Source organism: Nocardia sienata NBRC 100364 (genome assembly GCF_001613205.1).
Taxonomy (GTDB): Bacteria; Actinomycetota; Actinomycetes; order Mycobacteriales; family Mycobacteriaceae; genus Nocardia; species Nocardia sienata.
Genome location: NZ_BDBX01000035.1, coordinates 44,781 through 60,691 on the forward strand (window position 1 = coordinate 44,781; position 15,911 = coordinate 60,691).

Sequence of the window (15,911 nt, forward strand, 5' to 3'; positions counted from 1 at the left end):
TGTGTGGGCATGCTGGCGCATATTACCGGGAACCGTTACAGTCCAACATTTTTGGCGAGGCAACAACCATAGTCGGTTGCGAATGAATGCTGTCTGCGGTGATCCAATTCCGTAGTTTGTCGGGATTGCGAACGGCCCAGACGCGGGCGATCCGGTTGTCGGCGAGGTCGAAGGCGACGACCGAGGTGATGGTTCGGTTCGTCTGGATCGCCAGGCCGGGTACGACGTCCTCGGCATCGGCCAGAGAGCCGAGGAGGCGGTACGCCAGATTGATCAGTTGGTGGCGCTCGCCCATGACCGAGTCCGAGCCGGATTCGATGCGGGGCGCAGTCCCATGTTCGCCGCTCATGGTGTCGTCGGCCCTCTCTGTCGCATATGGATAGACGAAGCGGTCTCGCCGAAGGTGATGTTCACCCGGGGCGCTGAGCCCGAATCAGGACGGGCTTGTGACTCCGGTCTCTCGAACCCCTCTCCGCCGCAGACCGAAACGCATGAGCAAACCGGTCGTGACCAGCCCGAATATGGATCGTCCACCGCCTCGGGCGGGAGAGTCCTTCTCGGACGCGAACCAGACCTGGAAATTCGCCGGGTTGACCGGGAGTGAGATGTGCTCGTGCGTTATCGCCCAGGCGTCGTCCGTCCGTCGCAGACACACTGTCTCGCGCACCCATATCGGCAGCTCGATCCCGCCGGGGCGCTTTCCGGAGTCCAGGTGGAGCATGTGGGCGAAAGCCGTGTCCTCGGCTGTGATGACGGTCAGATCGTGGGTTTCCAAGCCGATGGGGCCGACGTACCCATCGAACCATCGCACGAAGTTGCGGCGCACTTCGGCCGAACCTGTGAACCGCAAGGGCGCTACGGCATCGTAATAGACGATGTCCGGTGAATAGAAGGACATGAGGCGATCGATGTCCTTGGACCGCTGTGCATTGGTACGGCTCTCCAGCAACGCCCTGATCTGGGCTTCGTGTGACATCATCGTCTCTCCGTTCGACGCTTTCCGGCTGCAGCCGACTACCCGGCAGCCGACCCTGCGCTTGCAGTAATCCGACGAAGTAGCCCGGAGGAATGTGAGGCGCGACCCGATATCGCCGCGATGCGGTACAAAGTCCGGAGGGGCTCACAAACGGATGTTGCGGACTGTGACGGCCATGCGGCGGAGCCGGCCCCGTATCCGGCCGTCGGTGTCGGGCGTCAGTGTCAGGCCGACTGTGTCGGCGATGCGGGCGGCTACCGCTGCCACCGGGATCGTGTCGGTCCGGATGTGGTCGGCGAACTCGGGCTTGCTCAGCTGTTCGAGGCAGAAATCCAACCGGTCCACCGCGAACTGTTCCGCACGCAGCAGCAGATCCTCCTGGCCGACCGCTCGCAGAATCGGAGCGAAGCCGAGCCCACGATCGCGCAGACGATCCAGAACTGTCTCCCGGCGCGCCAGCAGCGCGAAATGGCGTACATCGTGACCGGCTTCGCGCAGCCGCCCGACCGTCTCGTCGAAGTACCGCGGGTCGGCGACGGTCATCGGGGCGATCACCACGCCCTCGTGCTCACGAAGCACATGGTCCAAGACCTCGAACACGCCTTGCCGCCAGCTCGGATAGTCCTGGAAATCGGTCCGCAGCTTCGGCGGCATCATGCGATGCAACCCGTATCCCACCATTTCCGGGTCGCACACGACACTGCCGGGAACCCGGCGGCGCAGCTCGAACGCGGTCTGTGTCTTTCCCCCGCCGAAGGGACCGTTGATCCAGAGCAGCATGACCATCAACCTATCCGGGGCTGCGCCGGCGAGCGCTACGCAATCGACATATTTCCTTCCAGGCCGGCGGAGAGGCCCGTCAAGGACGGATGGTTTCTGGGAATCCGGTCCATTGCAACCCGGGCGTAAGGTGACTCATCTCGTTGAACATGACGAGGCGCGGGGGGAGGCCCGGGCGGTACTCGACGACGGTGAGGGCGGCGTTCGCGCTGTCGAGGCCGAGCCATCGGGCGGGAGGTGCGCCGAGCGCGTCTCTGACCAGCCAGGCGATCGGGTACGCGTGGGTGATGAGCAGTTCATGGATGTCCCGCTCGTGCTCGGGCGTGGTCGCGAAGGTGTCGATCAGGCGCTGCGCGATTCGCTGTCCGTTCTCGGCTTCCGCGGTGTCGTAGCCGTCGAAGAACGGCATCCAGGACGCGGGAGTTTCGTCGGGTGCGGGTACGTAAGGGATGTGGTCGACGAGTTCCGCGGCTTCGGTGACCGGCACGCGGGACCGAAAGCGCTGTGCTGTCTCGCGAGCACTGTCGGCTGCCCGGGACAGGGGGGAATGCCGGACCGCGTCGAACGGAATATGCGCCAGACGTGCGCCGAGCAGGCGTGCTTGTTCGCGTCCGGTGGCGGTGAGCTGCCCGAAGGGGTCGGCGTGGCCGTGTCGGGTGAGGTAGAGATATCGGATCGCCATATGTTGCTCGGGATACAGGGCCTGCTCGGCTCGCGCCTCTTTCGGCCGGTGGGTCGTGCGGGTCAAATTCCGACGGCGGTCACGGTTCCCGCCGAGCCGTCGATCGTGACGGGGGTGTCGTCGCGGATCAGATCGGTTGCGCCGGTAACCGCGAGGACGGCGGGAATACGCATTTCGCGGGCGACGATCGCAGCGTGGGAGAGCACACCCCCGGTTTCCGTCACGACGCCCTTCGCGATCCGCAACAGAGGTGTCCAGGCCGGATCGGTGTACGGACAGACCAGGATGTCCCCAGGGCGGACCCGGGCGAAATCACCGGGGCCGCGCACGATCCGGGCGGTGCCGGTCGCGGTTCCGGGACTGCCCGGTGTGCCCGTCGAGCTCGGCGGGGAACCGATTGCGGCATTGTTCGCGGACTCATCCGGTGGGGGTGAGGGAAACCCGGCAGTGATGGGACGGGCCTGCAGTATCCAGATCCGATCACCCTCGAGCGCCCATTCGACGTCTTGCGGTCCACCGAGAACGGAGGCGATCGTGTGCCCGAGCCGGCTCAGACGCACCGCGGTCTCGTCATCGATCGTCGCCGCGCCACGATCGGTGGCCGACACATCGCGGGTGACCAGCACCGCGCCGTCGCGATCCATCCGGAGACGCTTATCCGAGATGTTCTCGGTGACCGCCCCGCTGCCGTCGACTCGGTAGGCATCGGGGGTGACAGCACCGCCGACCACAGTGGGCCCGAGGCCCCAGGACGCTTCGATCGCGGTGTTGCCGCACCGGCCGGTGGGAGTGAACATGACCCCGGAGACCTCGGCGTCGACCAGACGCTGGACGAGGACTGCCATCGCCACGTGACCCGATCCACGTTCGTGCCCGCCCAGAGCGGCACGGTAGGCGGTCGCACGCTGCGACCACAACGAAGTCCAGCATGTTTGCACCGCGTTCATGACCGAGTCGACGCCTTGCACAGCGAGAACGCTCTCGTGCTGCCCCGCCGCGGAGGCCGCGGGCGTGTCTTCGTCGTCCGCCGACGAACGGACCGCGACGGGCCGATCGCCCAGTCTCGCGAGCCCCTCGGCGATGGCATCGCGCAGCACATCGGTAACCGTCGTGGTGGGGTTCGCGAGGGCGGCTCGATACACGTCGAACGGGATCACGAAACCGTCCGGCACGAGCAGGCCGGCGCGGACCAGCGCCCCGAGCGTGCCCGCCTTCCCACCGCAGGTTTCCGGGACGGCATCCCGCAACTGATGGATCACACGCCACCTTTCAACAGAACATTGACAACATTTTGTTGATTGTGCAGGATTGCGGCATGGAACGCCAGCGCGATGAGACGAACCCGGCGAGCCGGGATCACTCGAACGCCAAGCGGGAACACGAGGCCACCGACCACCTCCTGGCGGTCGGCGCGAGTGGAATAGCCCCTCGCCCGTGGCGTCCCGCGCCCGCACCACCTTCGGCGGTCGACCTCGTCCAATACACGCTCTGGCGATCCGGAGAGCTCACCCCCGACGACATCGCCAGCGCCCTGACACTGCTTCCCGCCGCTCGTGCCGAGCTCGACGGCCTGGAAGCCGGGATGCTGTTCGCCGCACGCAGTACGGGGCTGACCTGGGCGCAGATCGCAGACGCCATGGGATTCAATTCACCCCAGGCGTGCCAGCAGTACTACAACCGTCTGACCACCCGACACGGATCCGACTCATGACCCATCACTCCTCCCCGGATCTGCTCGCCCTGCACGCCGTCCGGATATCGGGGTTCGCCGATGCCCCGGCAATCGCCCACCGCTTCCACCTCGACCCCGCCGAAACGACAGAGTTCCTGCTCGATGCGCAGGCGTACGGATGGGTGCAATATGCGGAATTCGCCGACATGCACGGCTGGTCACTGACCGAATCGGGTCGGGCTCGAAACGAACAGCAACTCCACGAGGAACTATCCGGCATCGGCGGAGCAGATCGGATTCGTCTCCTCTACCGCGACTTCCTCCCACTCAACGCGCGTCTCCAACGAGCCTGCACCGACTGGCAACTCCGCCCGACGCCCGGCAACACACTCGCCGCGAACGACCACTCCGATACCGCGCGGGACGAGCGGATCCTCGAAGAGCTCTCCGCCATCGGCAACGCGCTCGGTCCGCTCGCCGACGAGCTCGGTGCGGTTCTCGCGCGACTCAGCGGTTACGGGACGCGCTTCGATACGGCGCTGCGCCGAGCGAAAGGCGGGGAGCACGGCTGGGTGGATCGCACCGACGTCGACTCCTGCCATCGGATCTGGTTCGAACTACACGAAGACCTTCTCGCGACACTCGGCCTCGATCGCCGCGCGGAGATCTGATCCCGAGCGCACCTCCGAGACCGGCCGGACACATGCGAGCGCCGATGAGCTCCGAGCGCGTATCGCGGACTGTGACGACCACGCGGCGAAGCCTGCCTCGTATCCGGGCGTCGATGTCACACCGACCGTGGCGGCGATACGGTCGGCTACCGCTGCCCGATCGCTTGGACGCGACGACACTGTTGCTCTCCTCGACTGGCCGCCACCCGCGACGTCCTCGCCGCGGACCGAGCGCGACTGCTGCGCCCTGACCGATACGACGGGGGCCTCCTACCCTGCCCAAGGAAATCAGGGCTGTAACGGGTTCTACGGAGACGGCGATAATTCGCTGACTCCGCGATCCGGAGTGGGGGGTCGAGAACGCTTTGATGCCAGCAGGATTGGGAAGTTTTCATGAAACGTTGCCTGGTGACCGTGTTTGCATGCGCTGCAGTGGTGCTCGGCGTGAGCGGGTGTGGCGACGAATCGGAATCGCACGATAACCACGGGACGACCTCCAGTACAGCTGCGACCAGCCCGGAGGCACCGTCGAGCGTTGCCTCGACCACCCCGATGCCGCAGAGTCCGGCACCGGCTCCCCCCGCCCCCGTCGAACCCCCGCCTGCCGCTGAACCGCCGGCCGTGGGGCCACCGGCCGTTGAGCCGGCACCGCAGCCGCCCACGCAGCCGCAGGCGCCCGCGCAGCCGGAGCCGGCCCAGCCCGAGCCGACACTCACCCTGCCCGATTTCGATCCGCAGGCCGGATACTGACCGACGGGATAGTTTTGCTCCGCAATATCCTTCGGCGTCGAAGCGGGGTGTTCGGCGCCGTGGTGGCGGCCGCACTCGCCGTGACCGCCATGTACGCACCGGCCGCGGCGGCGCCGGTTGAAAAAAGCCGCCCCGCAGGAAAATCTCTCGTGGTGCTGGGTGATTCGTTCACCGCGAACTACCCGAAGGTGTTCTCCGGCACCAAGGAGTGCCTGCACGCGCCCACGTCGTGGCCGACTCGGTTGAGCCAGCGGATGGAGCTCGCGGGCACGCCGGACTTCGTGGATGCATCCTGTAGTGGATCCACGATCGCCTCGGGGCAGGGCTGGTGGCTGGTACACGAGGTGGCCGAGGCGGCGAAGCAGCAGGCGTTCGGGCCGGAGACCGAGGTCATCGCTGTTCAGACCGGGATGAACGACGTCTGGTCCCGCACCAATACGGCGTCGATGATCAGCTCGTTGCAGACCTGCGTATTCAACTTCGTCGACGGATGCGGGCTGGAGGCGGCCGAACAAGGACGGTTCACCGAATACCGGAACGTCACAGGGCAGCTCTACGCCAACCGCATCCGTGAAGTGATCACCTATATGCGCTACTACGCGCCGAACGCACGGATCATGCTGGTCGGGTACCCGGAATTGTTCCCCGCGGCGCAGGGGCACGTCTGCGTGAACGTACTCGGCGCCGGGCAGGTCGTGCAGCCGAGGGGCCGCGCGGTGACCGAATACCTGGACCGCCTCGATACCGCGCAACGGGAGGCCGCCGAGCTGCTGCACCTCGAGTTCGTCGATATTCGCTCGGTGACCGCGGGCCACGGGCTGTGCTCGGCCGAACCGTGGTTGAACGGTTTCTTCGATCCCGAGGCCGACGTGGCCGGAATGCCGTTCCATCCCTCGGCGCACGGTGATGCGGTGACCGCGGAGGCGGTGTACGAGCGGATCCGCGGGTGAGCACGGCGCCGGCCCGGGTCGAGGCCGGATCGGAATTCCTCGATGCGGCGACGGTACGACCGTCGCTGCCCTCGCTGACGGGGGCACGCTGGTGGGCGGCGTTCGCCGTGTTCGTGTTGCACGCCCTGGTGTTTCTGCCGGTGTATCCGTTCCAGAAGTCGGAGTTGTTCCGGCAGATCCATCAGCTGATGCCGATGCAGCTGGGTGCCGCGGGCGTGACTTTCTTCTTCGTCCTGTCCGGTTTCATCATCTATTGGTCGTTCCGGCCGGGGAGCTCGGTGCCGCGGTTCTACTGGCGCCGGGTGTTGAAGATCTACCCGACCCACCTGGTCGCGGCCGCCGCGTTCATCCTGGTGGCAAGCGTCCCCTTGACGCGGCCGGTGGTCTGGGCGCCGAACCTCGCGCTCATCCACACCTGGGTGCCGAAGTGGACGACGGTCGGCGGCCTCAATGTGCCGTCCTGGTCGCTGGCCGCGGAGATCCTCTTCTATCTGAGCTTTCCGCTCATGCTGCCGCTGGTGCGCCGGATCAAAGGGCATCGGGTGCTGTGGGTGCTGGCGGGGACGCTGGTGGCGATCCTGTTGCTGCACACGGCGTATTACCTGTGGGCGCCCGGACCCAAGGGGACCGCGAATACCTTCGCACCACGGCTGATACCGGGTGAGGCGTCACCGTATTTCGAACTCCATGCCGCGCCCATCTGGTTCGAGCAGTCGGATATCCCGGTGGCCCTGTCGTATTGGCTCAGCTACAACTTCCCGCTCTCGCGGCTGCCCGAATTCTTCCTCGGGGTGCTCGCGGCACGACTGGTGCTGGAGGGACGCTGGCACCACACCCGGCTTGCGCCGCCGGCGATCGCGCTGATGGTCGCCTACGCGGCGACCTGGGCGGTGCCGCCGAACTACAAGATGTCAGCGCTGCTGCTCGCGCCGATGACGGCCCTGGTGGCCACGCTGGCCGCGCGCGATCTGGCGGGAATGCGGGGGTTCACCGCCTCGCCGCGAATGGTCTGGCTGGGCAATATCTCCTTCGCCTTCTATCTGATCCAGTTCCCGGTGATGGCGTTGATCACCCGGTTGTTCATCGGCGGAAAGCAGTTCGGGCCGCTGGGCTGGCTGGGGTTCGCCGGACTGAGCCTGGTCGTGTCCATGGTCGCCGCGGCGGCCATCTATCACTGGCTCGACGACCCCTTGATGCGCCGATTCGCCGGTCGCCCCACCGCGGCGCGGGAGAAAGCGGCCGGGTGAGGATGGCGCTGTCCCGGCGGAGGGCTTGCTCGGTCGGTCGTGGTGGACGCACTGACCGAATGTCCCGGCTCAGGTGCGAGCACCGATGAGTTCCGCGCGCGACACAGGTCTACACGGTTATGAGGAGACTGATCTATGGGTTCAGCGTGTCTGTGGACGGCTACATCAACGACCGCGCAGGCAGCATCGACTGGACCCACCCGGACGAGGAGCTGCACCAGTTCCACAACGACCGGTACCGCGAGGTCGAGGTCTCGCTGCACGGCCGTCGCCTCTATGAGCTGATGGCCGAGTACTGGCCGCACGTGCCCGAGGACGCGCCGCCCATCGAGCGCGACTTCGCCGCACTCTGGACGGAGAAGCCGAAGGTAGTCTTCTCCCGGACACTCACCGAGGTCCACTGGAACAGCACTCTGGTCAGCGAGAACGCGGTCGAGGAGGTTCGCACGCTCAAGGCCGGTGGCGACGGCATCATGGAGGTCGGTGGCGCGAGCCTCGCGGCCTCGCTGATGCCGCACGGGCTCATCGACGAATTCCAGCTGTTCCTCTTGCCTGTGGCGCTCGGCGGCGGCACACCGATGTTTCCCCCACTGGCCCAGCGCCTCCGGCTCCGACTGGCCGAGACGAAGCACTTCGACACCGCGGTGATGCTGCGCTACCTCGCCGATTGAGGACCGCTCGGCGCAGGCTCTCCCGTCCGGGCATGTCCCGACTACGCGGCGGGCTTATGCGATCACGCGTCGGCGAGCTCGTCGCGCCAGACCGGGCTGTCGACATAGTGGTTGTCGTAGCGTTGCGAGCTCGCACGGATCTCCTCGACGCTCGCCTCGCCGCGGTGAACCCGCTCGAGCAGCCGGTAGTAGTCGAACCGGTGCAGCCCCGGAGTGAACACCACGAGCAGCTCTGCCTCGGCACCGGCGGCCGGGGCGAACGCGTGGGGAACCGTGGGCGGCACGGTCAGGAAATCACCCCGCTCGAGCCGCACGATCCGCTCGCCCAGCAGAATCCGCACGGAACCGTCGAGCACCAAAAACATCTCGGTCGCGGCGGTGTGGAAATGCGCCGGCGCACCGGGGGAACCCTTGCGCAGGGTCGCCTTGTTGGCGGTCAGCGCGCCCCCGGTCTGTCCGGCGTCGGCGAGCAGGGTGATCAGGCTCAGCGCACCATCCTGAAGGGTCTCGGCCTCCTCGGCACGAACGAGGACGGGGGCGGCGGTCTGCGCGGAAGCGGTCATCGGAACTCCGTTGTCTCGGCGGGTGCGGCACCCGTTTTCATCTGCTGCAGAGTCGACGGAGCAGCCCCGCCGACTGTGACATCCCACCGCACTTGCTCCAGCACAGTTCACACTGTGAGCCGGGTGGTGCCGCCGCTGCGCGCGACACAGGCACACAGGGCCATATCGAAACTCTGCGCTCCCCACCCGGGCTGTTCGTGCGGTACACCCGACTCAGGGTTGCGCATCCTCGGGCCGGCAGCTCACGGTCCGCCGGGCCGACGGGTTCAGGTCGCAACCCCGGTTCTCCCGGATCGGGCAACCACGGCTCCGCCGGGCACCGCGGCCAGGGCGGCCGCGGCCGCCATACCCGCCGAAACCCAGAGCAGCACGTGCAATCCGGCGCCGTCGATGATCACTCCGCCGAGGAAGGATCCCAGCGCGATACTGCCGGTGAAGGCCCCGACGAAGAGACCGGTGGCGGCTTCGCGCCGTTCGGGCACGGCCTGGACTGCCCAGATCTGGCTGCAGACCGAGACACCCCCGTAGGAGAACCCCCACAGCACCAGTACCACGGCGGCCCCGATCGGGGTCGTGCCCACGAGTGGCAGTGCCGGCAGCGCAGCGGCGATACCGGCCGCCAGGACGAGCACTGTCGATCGGACGCGACGCGTGGCAGCGGCACCCGCGGCGAAGTTCGCGGCGATCCCGCAGAGCCCGTAGAACAGGAGCAGCAGCGAGATACCGGCACCGTAGACGCCTGACAATTCCTCCAGCGCGGGCCGCACGTAGGTGTAGGCGGCGAAATGTGCGGTGACCAGAAGGGTCACCACGATCAGCCCGCGGCGCACCGCCGGAATCGCCAACAGCGAACCGGTTTCGCCGCCTGATCCGGCGTCCTGCTGCGGTGGCAGTGCCGGCAAGAGCGCGGCGAGCCCCACGGCGAGCACGAGAGCGGCCAGCGCGAGTGAGCCGAAGGCGCTGCGCCACCCTGCGATATCGCCGAGGAAGGTACCGAACGGAACCCCCAGAACGGACGCTACCGCTACGCCGCTGACGACCGTCGACACCGCCGGCCCCGCGCGAGAGGGATCGACCAGCCGAGTTGCGAGCGCCGCCGCGAGTGCCCACACCACCGCCATGGCGAATCCGACGACCACGCGGCCGAGCGCGAGCACGGCGAATCCCTGAGCGATCGCGGTGATCAGATTTCCGGCGGCGAGCACGAGCGCGGCCGCCATGAGGACATGGCGCCGATCCGCGCCGCCGATCATCCGATAGACGAAAGGCGCGGCCAGCGCGGCCACGATCCCGGTGACGGCCAGACTGAACCCGGCTGTTCCCGGCGTGACGCCCAACCCTTCGGACATCGGCGTCAGCACGCCGACCGGAAGCATCTCCGAGGTGACGACGAGAAATGTGGACAGGGCGAGGACGGCGATCGAGGGCCAACGGCCACTCGATTCGGTGGCGGGTGCTCGCGATTCACGCACAGTGGACATGAATCCAGTCAAGGATGCCCGCTGGGGCGGAACAACAGCGATCAGCTCATTGTTCGATCAGCTGAACTCATCGATCGCCGCGACGGAGGGAGCGGGATGCCGGACCTTCCCGTCCGTGAGCTGGAATGTCTGCTGGTACTGGCCGAGGAGCTGCATTTCGGCCGGACAGCACAGCGGCTACGGGTATCGCAGAGCCGAGTCAGCCAGCTCGTCGCCACCCTGGAACGCAAGATCGGGACGCAGCTGGTAGAACGCACCAGCCGCCGGGTGACGCTCACCGATCGCGGCGCGGATTTCGTAGAACGGTTGCGCCCCACCTACACCCAGCTGGTCGAGCTGGTCGACAGCACGCGGCGGGATGCCGGGCGGGCCGCGCCCATCCGAATCGGTTTCCAGGGCCTCGCCTACGAGACGATCACCTGGACACTGGCCCGATTCACCCAGGAGAACCCGGACGTGGCGCTGTCGCTGCGGGAGCTACCGCTGGGTGACCCGTTCGGTGCGCTGCTGGCCGGTGATATCGATGCCGCCGTCGCGTTGCTCCCGGTTCGGGAGCCGGGGCTCTCGGTCGGGTTCGCGTTCCCACCTGCGCCCCGGATGCTGGCCGTGAGCCACGGGCATCCGCTGGCAGGGATGGAGCGTATCGATGCCGAAGCGCTGGCGGACGTGGACCTCGTCTCGGTGGACGGGCCGGCGCCCCGGTATTGGCGGGATGTGCACTTTCCGCGCTTCACACCGCTCGGGAAACAGATAGCCGGTACGGTCCGTGCGACCACCCTCCAGGAAGGGATGACTCTGGCCGCGACCGGTCGGTACGCGATGTTGACCTGTCGTCCGGTGGCCGAGCGCAACCAACGCGCCGACCTGCGCTACGTGCGCGTCACCGGATTCGACGAGGAGTCGAGGATGGCGCTGATCTGGCATTCCGCGCAGCGCCCCGCGCAATTGACAAAGCTTGCGGCATTACTGGGCGCGCTCCCCCCTCTCGCGGAATCGTCAGGGCAGCGCACTCTACGACAGGCCGAGCGGGACGCTTCCGCTGTTCCGCACATCGATACCCCCGCCGCTCGGCTCTGACCGACCGGGGACGACGCGCAGTATTTTCATGGTGCGGGTGCGGTCAGGGGACGAGGACTTCGGACGTGGCCGGAATGCCCGGACGGTCGGTGCGCACGGTGAGCGCGACCCGCCCCCGGCCCGAGTCCACGTGCAGGTAGAACGGCCGGGAGCTCGTATGGCCGGCGGGGATGAAGTGGCTCACCGAGCCGCTCCGGCCGGTGTCGAGATTCCGCCAGTCGACGATCGCCGTGACATCGCAGGCCAGCAGGGTCGGCGCGTAATTGCCCAGTGGGGAGAAGCCCTGCGTTATCCGCAGTTCTATGGAGTGCGCTGTCCCCGGGAAGGCGTGGTACTGGGACAGGGGGCCGTCGTAGGCGACTCCGGCGGCACTCAGCATGCCGACGCACACACCATTGCCCACCGTCCATGCCGGGGCCGTGCGGACCTCGGTCGTGGCGCATGTCCGGGGTCCGACATTCGACACCCCGAGCTGGCACGGATCGGCGGCGCCGGCGATGCCCGGCGCTGTCACGGCCATCGCCGCACCGACGATTCCGGTAGCTGCTGTCGTGGCCAATTTGCGTGCGATCGTCATGCGTACATGATCGTGCAGCGCCACGTACCCATTACATTCCGCGCCGTCCCGGGCGTAGCGCCGATCCCCGGTCTCGTGGAAGTCACCAGCGCGGTGCTGTCCGCGAGCGACCGGGAGACAGGAATCGAACCTGCTGTTCCCGCTGGTGACGCCGTAGAATTACGGTATCGAACCGCGCACCCGGACCGGCCACTCGGAAGGCAGGTGCACCAATGACGCATCACAATGATCCCCTCGCCGCCGGCATGCATACCGCCCACACCTGGCTGCGGACCGTCGCCGACGCTCTGGGTACCGAAGATCTCGCGTTCGCGCTGCGTGCGCTGCGCGCATGGATGCACACCGTCCGGGACCGGATAGGTGTGCCCAATTCCGCCCATCTCACCGCCCAACTACCCGATTTCCTGCGCGGGATCTGGTACGAGGGGTGGGTCCCGAGCCGGACACCGGGCCACCACGGCGTCGCGGAGTTCGTCGACGAGTTCGCGGAGCGCGCCGGGATCCCGGCGGGTGATGTCGCGTTCACCGCCGGCTGTGTCACCTCCGCACTGGACCGGATGATGTCGCCCGGCCAGCTGGATCACGTCTTCGCCGTATTCCCGGATCGCCTCGGCATCGTGCTGCGCGGCGAGAGGCCGATGGCCGAGGCCTGACGCGTCGCCGCCTGCCCCGAACCCCCGGGTTCAGCGAGCCGAAGGGACGGATATGCGCACCACTTCGAACGAAGTCTGGCCGGCCCTGCGGGTGGACGACTGGGCCGATACCCGCGACACATTGCATATGTGGATGCAGATCGTCGGCAAACTCCGCCTGGCCCGCGCCCCGATGGTCAATCACTGGTGGCAGGTGACCCTTTATGTCTCCGCACGCGGTCTGACCACCTCGGCGATCCCCTACGACCGGGGGACCTTCGATATCGAATTCGATTTCATCGACCACCAGCTGGTGATCCGATCGTGCACCGGCGCGCGGCACCGGATCAATCTGGAGCCCCAGACCGTGGCCGCGTTCTACGAAGAAGTGATGGCCGCGCTGCACGCTCTGGGCATCGACATCACGATCCTGGCCAGACCGGTCGAGGTGGAATGCGCGATTCCGTTCGCCGAGGACACCACGCATGCCGCCTACGACCGGGACCACGCCAATACGTTCTGGCGCCAGCTGGTGGCCGCCGATCGGGTCCTGAACCGGTTCCGCGGGGAGTTCGTCGGCAAGGCCAGCCCCGTGCACTTCTTCTGGGGTGCGATGGACCTGGCCTATACCCGCTTCTCCGGGCGCACCGCCCCACCCCATCCGGGTGGCGCCCCGAACTGCGCCGACTGGGTCATGGTCGAAGGCTACTCACACGAACTGGCCAGTACCGGCTTCTGGCCCGGCGGCTCGGCCGAGGGCAGTTTCTACGCCTACGCCTATCCCGAGCCCGACGGATACGCGCAGACACCGATCCGGCCGCAGGCCGGCTACTACGACGCCTCCCTCCACGAGTTCCTGCTTCCCTACGAGGCCGTGCGCACCGCCGACGACCCCGAGTCCACCGTGCTGGAGTTCCTCCGATCCACCTACGATGCCGCCGCCGACACCGCCGGCTGGGACCGGGAGATCGCTCCGCTGCGCGGCGCCCCGGCCACCACCACTACACCGACTCGGACACCTTGATCGGGGGACGGTCCCGGGATATCGAGCGCGCACTCGGCAAGGCTTTCCCTTTCGGGTGGCACTTCCCTCCCGTTGCGGCCGTCGCCGCCGAGAGGTCGTGGGGCTCAGGGGCATGCCGGTCGGCGGTTCACCGCATCTCCCCGCTCCGACACCAATCCACGATCGACCGTGCCGCCTCGCGGGCCTCGGTGTCGGCGACCAGAACGAGGTACGAGGTGCCGAGATCGTGCAGGCCGTTGATCGCGCATTCGTAGCCGATGCGGTGTGCCACCTCGCGAACCCACCGGATCGCGCGTGTTCGCTCGGCCCGGGTCGTCCGCCCGGCATCACACACGATGAGCAGGCGGCGGGCGGCGAGGGCGGTCGCGGTCGCGGTCGTCGTCTCGCACAACTGGTTCTCGCAGGACCGAGCCTTGGTCGCGCGCAGAAGCAGCCGGAGGCGTGCTCGACCGCCGCCGCACTCGCCGAACAGGGAATTCACCGTCGGCCGATCGATGACGACGACAATCGCTTCGGAGCCGCCCCCGATCCCGGCGGTGATCGGTTGCGCGAGGACCGGGGCCCTACCGCACGGCCACGACCGCGCGGTAGGCGGGCCGACGCGACCCGCCGGGACCCCACAGCGGTGGAACTCCGCGAAGATCGCGTCGAGAAGGCGGGTCGGCGGGCCGGCGACAACCGCCGCCCCGCCGGCTTCCCGATCCGTGGACGGCAGCAACGTGCTGCGCCGAGGCCGCGCATACGTCCTGCCCCTAGGGTTCTTTCTCGTGGCGATCACGGCTGTCGTACCTGTCTGTGTGTGCGAAGGGTGTGCGGGCGTCGAACATCGCCTCGATCCGGGACTTGATCTCGGCGGTGCTGAATCGCGACTCACGGTCGTTTTTTCGGTCCGCGATTCCCGGGGCAGTCATGGTTACTCCTCGAATATAAAAATTGCACGGCTCATCGCCGTGAACTGGGATGCATCGGTTCGGTGCGAAAATATCGCAAGAGAATCCGTAAATAAGCGATAACGGAGGAATTTTCCTTCTCGCCTCACTATTCCCGGCGGCAGACGGCCCTCCGGGACTTCACTCGAATCCTACCCGCCACGAGGGCGGGCAACCGCCAGGCGAGAGGTCGAGAACCGACTCAGCGCTTCCTCTTTCGAACGATCACCCTGGACTGCTCCTGCCGTTCACGCTTCGCTGCCCGGCGTTGCTCCAAGGTCGACGAGGGTTTCTTCAACGATTTCCCACGCGATTTATCAGCCACTGTCGCTCCTTTTCCGAAGTTCCATCCGACCGACCTCGACCATACGTCAGAAAAAATAAAAAGCCAGTCCGGCGGAGCCGGCCGGTGCGACCCACTGCCCGCCGGACTCTCCGGTCGCCGATCTTGCCGCCGCCCCGGCCGGCTCGCGGACCACCGGCGGCGGGCCGGGGCGGCCCGCACCGACGACTACGGCGGCACGCTCGAGGCCCGCGTCCACTTCCTGGCCGCGGCGGTCGCAGCGATCCGCGAAGCCATCGGTCCCGACCCGGCGATCGCGTGCCGGTACTCGCAGTGGAAATCCAGTGACTACAACGCACATATCGCCGCAACACCCGACGAACTCGCCCGCGTGTTCACCCCGCTCGTAGAACACGGCCACGGCCGAAAGGGCCTGCATCCGTCGGATACAGACCCTTCTCGTCCGCGTATGTCACCCTGCGAGCAGCGTGCGGCGCAGGCCCTCGGTGGCGACGACCAGGGCCGGGACCAGTGTCAGGTGCGTGATCGACAGCGCGATCGTGGAGGCGGTGTCGAAGTCGGCGCCGACGGTCATACCGATAGTGGCGACCGCGAGCACCGAACCGGTCACCGCGGCGACGCGCAGCACACCGATCCACCGGTAGGACAACAGCACGGCGGCACCGAGACCGATCAGCATCGGGACCACGGTCATCACGATGATGCCGCCGGGAGCCACACTCTGGACCCGGCCCGCCTCGGTCGTTTCGAAGGTGCCACCGGCGGCCGCCCCGATCAGCCAGACGACGAGGTTGGCCAGGAGCGCGGCGCCGATCGCGCCGAACAGGGCGACGGGACGATTCAGTGCGGGGATGCGGGCGGCGGTATGGGCCGTGGTGGTCGCGGTGCTCATGATGATCTCCTGAAGCTGTGCGGGTCGTGTGGA

Annotated in this window: 18 protein-coding genes; 8 read left to right on the top strand and 10 right to left on the bottom strand. The window is 67.2% G+C overall.

Features of this window, described 5'->3' with window-relative positions; translation table 11 throughout:
• Window positions 1-22 precede the first annotated feature (22 nt).
• The 5 genes from NS4_RS32975 to NS4_RS19170 form a co-directional block, all read right to left on the bottom strand.
• A complete protein-coding gene (locus tag NS4_RS32975) occupies window positions 23-349 on the bottom strand; it encodes a hypothetical protein (RefSeq protein ID WP_063060906.1) in 327 nt (108 codons plus the stop codon).
• Window positions 350-433: 84 nt separating this feature from the next.
• Entirely contained in the window at window positions 434-979 is a 546-nt protein-coding gene (locus NS4_RS19155; protein WP_063060907.1) for a YybH family protein, read from the bottom strand.
• 141 nt (window positions 980-1,120) lie between these two features.
• Window positions 1,121-1,762 (bottom strand): AAA family ATPase, encoded by a 642-nt coding sequence (locus tag NS4_RS19160; RefSeq protein ID WP_218020370.1) that lies wholly within the window; start codon window positions 1,760-1,762, stop codon window positions 1,121-1,123.
• Window positions 1,763-1,835: 73 nt separating this feature from the next.
• Window positions 1,836-2,504: a histidine phosphatase family protein gene (locus NS4_RS19165; RefSeq protein WP_218020371.1), complete on the bottom strand. Its 669-nt coding sequence runs from the start codon at window positions 2,502-2,504 to the stop codon at window positions 1,836-1,838.
• Entirely contained in the window at window positions 2,501-3,697 is a 1,197-nt protein-coding gene (locus NS4_RS19170) for a PEP/pyruvate-binding domain-containing protein (RefSeq protein ID WP_063060908.1), read from the bottom strand. Before NS4_RS19170 ends, NS4_RS19165 begins: the two co-directional genes overlap by 4 nt.
• Before the next feature lie 56 nt (window positions 3,698-3,753).
• Between NS4_RS19170 and NS4_RS19175 the strand changes: the two genes are divergently transcribed.
• The 5 genes from NS4_RS19175 (at window position 3,754) to NS4_RS19195 (ending at window position 8,399) form a co-directional block, all read left to right on the top strand.
• On the top strand, window positions 3,754-4,149 hold the full coding sequence (locus NS4_RS19175) for an SANT/Myb-like DNA-binding domain-containing protein (protein WP_063060909.1): 396 nt from the start codon (window positions 3,754-3,756) through the stop codon (window positions 4,147-4,149).
• Window positions 4,146-4,781 carry a hypothetical protein gene (locus NS4_RS19180; RefSeq protein WP_063060910.1) on the top strand — a complete coding sequence of 212 codons (636 nt, stop codon included), beginning with the start codon at window positions 4,146-4,148 and terminating at the stop codon, window positions 4,779-4,781. The genes NS4_RS19175 and NS4_RS19180 overlap by 4 nt, the downstream gene beginning before the upstream one ends.
• An 899-nt stretch (window positions 4,782-5,680) precedes the next feature.
• The gene (locus NS4_RS19185; protein ID WP_169811781.1) at window positions 5,681-6,481 is read left to right on the top strand and encodes an SGNH/GDSL hydrolase family protein; all 801 of its coding nucleotides are present in this window, start codon (window positions 5,681-5,683) and stop codon (window positions 6,479-6,481) included.
• Entirely contained in the window at window positions 6,478-7,728 is a 1,251-nt protein-coding gene (locus NS4_RS19190) for an acyltransferase family protein (protein ID WP_063060912.1), read from the top strand. The genes NS4_RS19185 and NS4_RS19190 overlap by 4 nt, the downstream gene beginning before the upstream one ends.
• Window positions 7,729-7,847: 119 nt before the next feature.
• Window positions 7,848-8,399: a dihydrofolate reductase family protein gene (locus NS4_RS19195; RefSeq protein WP_063060913.1), complete on the top strand. Its 552-nt coding sequence runs from the start codon at window positions 7,848-7,850 to the stop codon at window positions 8,397-8,399.
• 62 nt (window positions 8,400-8,461) lie between these two features.
• On the opposite strand, the gene NS4_RS19200 is transcribed toward NS4_RS19195, so the two are convergent.
• Entirely contained in the window at window positions 8,462-8,962 is a 501-nt protein-coding gene (locus NS4_RS19200; RefSeq protein ID WP_063060914.1) for a cupin domain-containing protein, read from the bottom strand.
• Window positions 8,963-9,228: 266 nt separating this feature from the next.
• Window positions 9,229-10,443 (bottom strand): MFS transporter, encoded by a 1,215-nt coding sequence (locus NS4_RS19205; protein WP_063060915.1) that lies wholly within the window; start codon window positions 10,441-10,443, stop codon window positions 9,229-9,231.
• A 96-nt stretch (window positions 10,444-10,539) separates the two neighbouring features.
• On the opposite strand from NS4_RS19205, the gene NS4_RS19210 reads away from it, so the two are divergent.
• The gene (locus NS4_RS19210) at window positions 10,540-11,520 is read left to right on the top strand and encodes a LysR family transcriptional regulator (protein ID WP_084487505.1); all 981 of its coding nucleotides are present in this window, start codon (window positions 10,540-10,542) and stop codon (window positions 11,518-11,520) included.
• 43 nt (window positions 11,521-11,563) lie between these two features.
• Here NS4_RS19210 and NS4_RS19215 read toward each other — a convergent pair whose 3' ends face one another.
• Entirely contained in the window at window positions 11,564-12,097 is a 534-nt protein-coding gene (locus tag NS4_RS19215; protein ID WP_245665546.1) for a hypothetical protein, read from the bottom strand.
• A gap of 212 nt (window positions 12,098-12,309) precedes the next feature.
• Between NS4_RS19215 and NS4_RS19220 the strand changes: the two genes are divergently transcribed.
• Window positions 12,310-12,750, top strand: coding sequence for a DUF2267 domain-containing protein (locus NS4_RS19220; RefSeq protein ID WP_063060916.1), 441 nt, complete (start codon window positions 12,310-12,312; stop codon window positions 12,748-12,750).
• A 52-nt stretch (window positions 12,751-12,802) separates the two neighbouring features.
• Window positions 12,803-13,753 carry a DUF5996 family protein gene (locus NS4_RS19225; protein ID WP_063060917.1) on the top strand — a complete coding sequence of 317 codons (951 nt, stop codon included), beginning with the start codon at window positions 12,803-12,805 and terminating at the stop codon, window positions 13,751-13,753.
• A gap of 127 nt (window positions 13,754-13,880) precedes the next feature.
• Here the strand turns inward: NS4_RS19225 and NS4_RS19230 are convergent, their stop codons facing one another.
• Both NS4_RS19230 and NS4_RS19240 read right to left on the bottom strand, forming a co-directional pair.
• Window positions 13,881-14,471, bottom strand: a complete 591-nt coding sequence (locus NS4_RS19230; protein ID WP_063060918.1) for a hypothetical protein — start codon at window positions 14,469-14,471, stop codon at window positions 13,881-13,883.
• 966 nt (window positions 14,472-15,437) lie between these two features.
• Window positions 15,438-15,878: a DUF6069 family protein gene (locus NS4_RS19240; protein WP_174552110.1), complete on the bottom strand. Its 441-nt coding sequence runs from the start codon at window positions 15,876-15,878 to the stop codon at window positions 15,438-15,440.
• Window positions 15,879-15,911 lie beyond the last annotated feature (33 nt).